The organism is uncultured Amnibacterium sp. (assembly GCF_964244015.1).
Classification (GTDB): domain Bacteria; phylum Actinomycetota; class Actinomycetes; order Actinomycetales; family Microbacteriaceae; genus Amnibacterium.
This window is the reverse complement of sequence record NZ_CAXTHO010000075.1, coordinates 1-5,301: the sequence shown is the minus strand read 5'-3', so window position 1 is coordinate 5,301 and position 5,301 is coordinate 1. Positions and strand designations below refer to the sequence as shown.

The window sequence follows — 5,301 nt, the reverse complement described above, 5'->3', positions numbered from 1 at the left end:
TCGCGCTTCATGCGGTCGACCAGGATGTCGAGGTGGAGCTCGCCCATCCCCTTTATGATGGTCTGGCCCGTCTCGCGGTTCTGCTCGGTGCGGAAGGTCGGGTCCTCCTCGGCCAGCTTCTGGATGGCGACGCCCAGCTTGTCCTGGTCGGCCTTCGTCTTCGGCTCGATCGCGACCTCGATGACCGGGGCGGGGAACGTCATGGATTCGAGCACCACCTGGTCGGTCGGGTCGGACAGCGTGTCGCCGGTGGTGGTGTCCTTCAGGCCGATGACCGCGTAGATGTGGCCGGCGGAGACGCCGTCGACGGGGTTCTCCTTGTTGGAGTGCATCTGGAAGATCTTCCCGATGCGCTCCTTCTTGCCCTTCGTCGAGTTGATGACCTGGCTGCCGCCCTCGATGTGCCCGGAGTAGACCCGGACGTAGGTGAGGCGGCCGAAGAACGGGTGCACCGCGACCTTGAACGCGAGCGCGGAGAACGGCTCGGAGGCGTCGGCGTGCCGCAGGATGACCTTCTCCTCGTCGCGCGGGTCGTGGGCCTCGATGGCGGGCACGTCGAGCGGGCTCGGGAGGTAGTCGACGACCGCGTCGAGCATCGGCTGGACGCCGCGGTTCTTGAACGCCGAGCCGCAGAGGACCGGGTAGATCTCGCTGTTCACCGTGAGCTTGCGGATGGCGCCCTTGATCTCGGCGACCGTCAACTCCTCGCCGGCGAAGTACTTCTCGAGCAGCGCGTCGTCGGTCTCGGCGACCGTCTCGAGCAGCGTGTGCCGGTACTCGTTGGCCTTCTCGAGCAGGTCGGCGGGGATCTCCTCGATGGCGTACTTCGCACCGAGCTCGACGTCACCCTTCGAGTCGCCGCGCCAGGTGAGCGCGCGCATCTCGACGAGGTCGACGACGCCCTCGAACGTGTTCTCGAACCCGATCGGCAGCTGGATGACCAGCGGCTTGGCACCGAGACGCTTCACGATCGTCTCGACCGTGTAGTAGAAGTCCGCGCCGAGCTTGTCCATCTTGTTCACGAAGCAGATGCGCGGGACGTCGTACTTGTCGGCCTGGCGCCAGACGGTCTCGGACTGGGGCTCGACGCCCTCCTTGCCGTCGAACACGGCGACGGCCCCGTCGAGGACGCGCAGGCTGCGCTCGACCTCGACCGTGAAGTCGACGTGGCCGGGGGTGTCGATGATGTTGATCTGGTTCTGGTTCCAGAAGCACGTCGTCGCGGCGGACGTGATGGTGATGCCGCGCTCCTGCTCCTGCGCCATCCAGTCCATCGTCGCGGCGCCGTCGTGCACCTCGCCGATCTTGTGGGTGATGCCGGTGTAGTAGAGGATGCGCTCGGTCGTCGTCGTCTTACCGGCGTCGATGTGCGCCATGATGCCGATGTTGCGGACCTTGTTCAGGTCGGTCAGGACGTCCTGGGCGACTGCCACGGGGGAACCTTTCAAAGAATTTCGGTGAGCACAACAGCGCTTTGCCTGTGTGGCAACGCGTGCGTGCCCCGTTTCATGCCCGAGGCCGCGGACCCCGTCGAACGACGGAGCCGCGGCCGCGGGTGGAGCTGCGTGAGCCTGGGGCTACCAGCGGTAGTGAGCGAAGGCGCGGTTGGACTCGGCCATCTTGTGCGTGTCCTCGCGACGCTTCACCGCGGCGCCGAGGCCGTTCGATGCGTCGAGGATCTCGTTCGTGAGGCGGTCGGTCATCGACTTCTCGCGGCGGGCCTTCGCGTACGAGGTCAACCAGCGCAGCGCGAGGGTGTTCGCGCGGTGCGGCTTGACCTCGACCGGGACCTGGTAGGTCGAGCCGCCGACACGGCGGCTCTTGACCTCGATGGTCGGGCGGACGTTGTCGAGCGCCTTCTTCAGCGTCACGACCGCGTCCTGGCCGTTCTTGGCCGCGACGTCCTCGAGCGCGCCGTAGACGATGCGCTCGGCGAGGCCCTTCTTGCCGTCCACGAGGATCTTGTTGACGAGCTGGCTGACGATCGGTGCCGAGTAGACCGGGTCTGCGATGACCGGGCGCTTCGGAGCGGGTCCCTTGCGAGGCATTACTTCTTCTTCTCCAACTTGGCGCCGTAGCGACTGCGGGCCTGCTTGCGGTTCTTCACGGCCTGGGTGTCCAGCGCACCGCGGACGATCTTGTAGCGCACACCGGGCAGGTCCTTCACACGACCGCCGCGCACGAGCACCATCGAGTGCTCCTGCAGGTTGTGGCCCTCGCCGGGGATGTAGGCGGTGACCTCGGTGCCGTTGGAGAGCTTCACGCGCGCCACCTTGCGGAGCGCGGAGTTCGGCTTCTTCGGCGTCGTCGTGTAGACGCGCGTGCAGACGCCGCGCTGCTGCGGGTTCGCCTTCAGCGCAGGCGCCTTGGTCTTGACGACCTTGGGCGTGCGGCCCTTGCGGACCAGCTGCTGGATGGTGGGCACTCTGCTGACTCCTTGGTGCCGCCGCACGGGCGGACTGGCGTTCGGACGCCCCTCGCGGGGTGATGGACATCGGGATGCGATGCCGGACGGTCGGAGCGGACGACATGCGTCCGCATGCTCCGACAGAATCTTTCGATCTGGGGGCCCGAGGCCCTCCGCGGAGCGCACTGTGCGCCGGGGAGCGGCACACGTGGTGACGATGATAGCCGCAGTCCTGGAGGGTATCAAACCCGCCCGGCTGGATCAGGGCCGGTCCTCGTCCTCCCACGGCCAGCGCGGCGGCCCTGCGCCGGCCGCTCGCGCACGGACCACGAGCAGCACGATCAGCCCGGCGAGCCCCGCTAGCACCGCATCCACCACCGTGAACACCGAGGTCGCCGCACGCCCTGCCGTGAGGAACGCCGGACCGGACCCGCTCATCACGATCACGACGAGCGACGGGACCAGGATCTGCGTGACCGCCGCGAGCAGCGCCGCCTCGATCGGAAGCAGCACGGTGCGCCCGGTGGAGAAGCCGGCGCGCACCGCGATCACCAGCGCGGCGACGGCGACGCCGACCGGTTCCGCGAGCGGTCCCGTCTGCGAGACCGGCACGACCTCGAGTCCGGTGCCGAGGCTCACGAGCCCGTTCGCGGCGACGACGGTCGCGATCCATCCCAGCCCGGCGAGCACCGCCAAGCCGGGGCCGGCCGGGCGATCAGGATCGGGCGTCGGCGAGATCCTCCTGGTACTGACGACGCGCCTCCTTGTTCCTGCGACGCACGCGTGTCCCGCGGGCGCCAATCGCGAAGCCGGTCCACAGCATCACCTCGCGGGCCACGAGTCCGGTGAGCACGAACTCGGGCGACTCGAACGCACGGGCCAGCGTCGCGGTATCGCCGATGCCTCCGCCGACGAGGATCGAGATCAGCAGCACCGAGGCGACGTAGACGAGGAAGCCGACGATGAGACTCGCGACCACGTAGGTGAACCGGCCCGCACGGTTGACGAGCAGCACCGTCAGTTCGAAGAGGAGGAAGAAGAACAGCACCGGCAGCCACGCGAACGGGTAGGCCACCACGTTCCGGATCCCGGGGGCCACAGCAGCGCCTCCGCCGAGCAGCAGGATGATCAGCGCGAGCGCGCCGAGGTACAGGACTTCGAACAGCCCGGCGGCGAGCAGCACCCATGCGGTCGCGACGATCCGGTTCCCGGCCTTGGCCGGGGGCGGCGGAGCGGCTTCGGCCGCAGGGGCGAGCACCGGCTGCTGCTCCGCCGGAGCGGGCGGCAGCACGGCGGTCTCCGCCAGCGGCACCACGGCGGTCTGCGCGGACGGCACCACGGCGGTCGCAGCGGCGGGCTCGACGACCAGGGTCGCATCCTGGTCGTCCGCATCCGGCGGCGGCGCGAGGAACGCGACGTCCTGCTCCTCGGCAGGGACGGAGGGGGCGGAGGTCGTCGGCTCACCCGCTGAGGTCTCGGCGACGGGGCGACCGGGTTCGGCCGACGCCTCCCCCGCTGGACGGATCGGCTCAGCCATCTCGGGATCCTCTCGTCGTGGCTGGCAGAGCCTACGGGAGGGGCTTCAGCGGGCGACGCGACGAGCCGTCGGCGGCGACGACGCCGTTGCGGTACTCGCGCTCAGCATCCGCACAGACCCCGTGCGCGAGGAGAACGGCGTCGCCGCTCGATCGCGTGAGCGATCCATCGGATGCTGCATCAGTGGCGCACGGACCAGGGCGGTGCTCAGCGGTCGAGCGCGTACATGGCGCCGACGATCGCGACGTTCGTCACCCCGTCGGTCGTGGTGCTGGTGACGCTGCTGACGGCGAAGAGCCGGCCCATCCGCTGCACGTCCGATGCGAAGGCGAGCGTCGCCGCGTCGGTGCCCGTGACGACGACGGTGACGGGCACGACCACGAAGTTCGCGCCCGTGATGAGGGGGTCGGTCTTCCCGAGCCACGGCGACTTCACCGGTGCGACCGGCGCCGGGGCGGCAGACGGTGCCGCGGAGGCGGACGGGGTGGCGGCGGCGGCGGGCTGCTGCACGCTCGAGGCGGGCGCGGCATAGGCGCTCCCCGTCGCGGGGACGATCGACTGGATCACGACGCCGTCGAGGGCGGCGGTGTCCCGCAGGTCCCGGGTGAACGTGTTCAGCTTCAGGGTCTCCGGGATCGCGGTCGTCAGGGCCGCGCTCTGCGCCTCGAGCGCGGACTGCGTCGCGGCCACCCGGGACAGCTTGGCGAGCTGGAGGCGGAGGGCGTCGTTCTGCGTGTGCGCAGCCGTCGTCGACGCGTCCGCGGTGGCGGCGGCGGCGAGCAGCGGCTGGACTCCCAGACCGATCGCGCCGCCGATCAGCGCCAGCACGGCGACGACGGCACCGAGCGTCCAGAGGCGTGCGGTGGTCATCGGGTCTCCCTGCCCTCGGTGGCGATGATCGCCTTGGGGCTGAGGTGGACCGTCAGGCTGATCGTGATCCCGCCCTCACCGGAGGCGGTCGTCGCGTTGGCGTCCGCATATGCCGTGATGCCGGCGATCTTCCGGAGCCACACGGAGTACTCGCTCCCGACCGAGGGCGCCGTGACCGTGAGCACGATCGTCGCGGCGCGTCGCGGCTCGAGGGCGGTCGTCCCCTGCGGGTAGTCCGTCGTCGGCGTCGCTCCGGCGGCGCTGATCGCGGTCACCGTGTAGCCGGCGGGCATGTCGGCCTCGATGTCCCGGATCTGCTGCTCCCAGTCGATCATCGTCGAGCCGCCGACCTTCACCGCGGCGTCCCCGAGCGCGATGCGCTGCTGCAGCGCACGGATGTCGGAGAACTTCGCGATCTGCGTCGTCAGCCCCTGCGTCTGGGTGTTCGCTGCCGCGAGGCGGCGCTGCGCATCGGTGTTCGCTCCGCC

The 5,301-nt window shown here is 69.7% G+C and carries 6 protein-coding genes and 1 pseudogene; all 7 read right to left on the bottom strand.

The window, feature by feature from the left end; translation table 11 throughout:
- Window positions 1-1,376 (bottom strand): annotated as a pseudogene (gene fusA, locus ACFE67_RS09685) (elongation factor G); the annotation flags it as partial.
- 201 nt (window positions 1,377-1,577) lie between these two features.
- On the bottom strand, window positions 1,578-2,048 hold the full coding sequence (gene rpsG, locus ACFE67_RS09680; protein ID WP_375406669.1) for a 30S ribosomal protein S7: 471 nt from the start codon (window positions 2,046-2,048) through the stop codon (window positions 1,578-1,580).
- Window positions 2,048-2,425 carry a 30S ribosomal protein S12 gene (rpsL, locus tag ACFE67_RS09675; protein WP_119480680.1) on the bottom strand — a complete coding sequence of 126 codons (378 nt, stop codon included), beginning with the start codon at window positions 2,423-2,425 and terminating at the stop codon, window positions 2,048-2,050. Before rpsL ends, rpsG begins: the two co-directional genes overlap by 1 nt.
- Before the next feature lie 243 nt (window positions 2,426-2,668).
- Window positions 2,669-3,103: a hypothetical protein gene (locus ACFE67_RS09670; RefSeq protein ID WP_375406668.1), complete on the bottom strand. Its 435-nt coding sequence runs from the start codon at window positions 3,101-3,103 to the stop codon at window positions 2,669-2,671.
- 19 nt (window positions 3,104-3,122) lie between these two features.
- Window positions 3,123-3,944 (bottom strand): hypothetical protein, encoded by an 822-nt coding sequence (locus ACFE67_RS09665; protein ID WP_375406667.1) that lies wholly within the window; start codon window positions 3,942-3,944, stop codon window positions 3,123-3,125.
- Window positions 3,945-4,150: 206 nt separating this feature from the next.
- A complete protein-coding gene (locus ACFE67_RS09660; protein WP_375406666.1) occupies window positions 4,151-4,813 on the bottom strand; it encodes a hypothetical protein in 663 nt (220 codons plus the stop codon).
- Window positions 4,810-5,301 (bottom strand): hypothetical protein (locus ACFE67_RS09655; protein ID WP_375406665.1); only part of this gene is annotated, 492 nt, incomplete at its 5' end. The genes ACFE67_RS09660 and ACFE67_RS09655, both read right to left, overlap by 4 nt.

Excerpts from the sequence above, each read along its gene's own strand:
- rpsG (WP_375406669.1), bottom strand. The coding sequence starts at position 2,048 with ATGCCTCGCAAGGGACCCGCTCCGAAGCGCCCGGTCATCGCAGACCCG.
- ACFE67_RS09665 (WP_375406667.1), bottom strand. The coding sequence starts at position 3,944 with ATGGCTGAGCCGATCCGTCCAGCGGGGGAGGCGTCGGCCGAACCCGGT.
- ACFE67_RS09660 (WP_375406666.1), bottom strand. The coding sequence starts at position 4,813 with ATGACCACCGCACGCCTCTGGACGCTCGGTGCCGTCGTCGCCGTGCTG.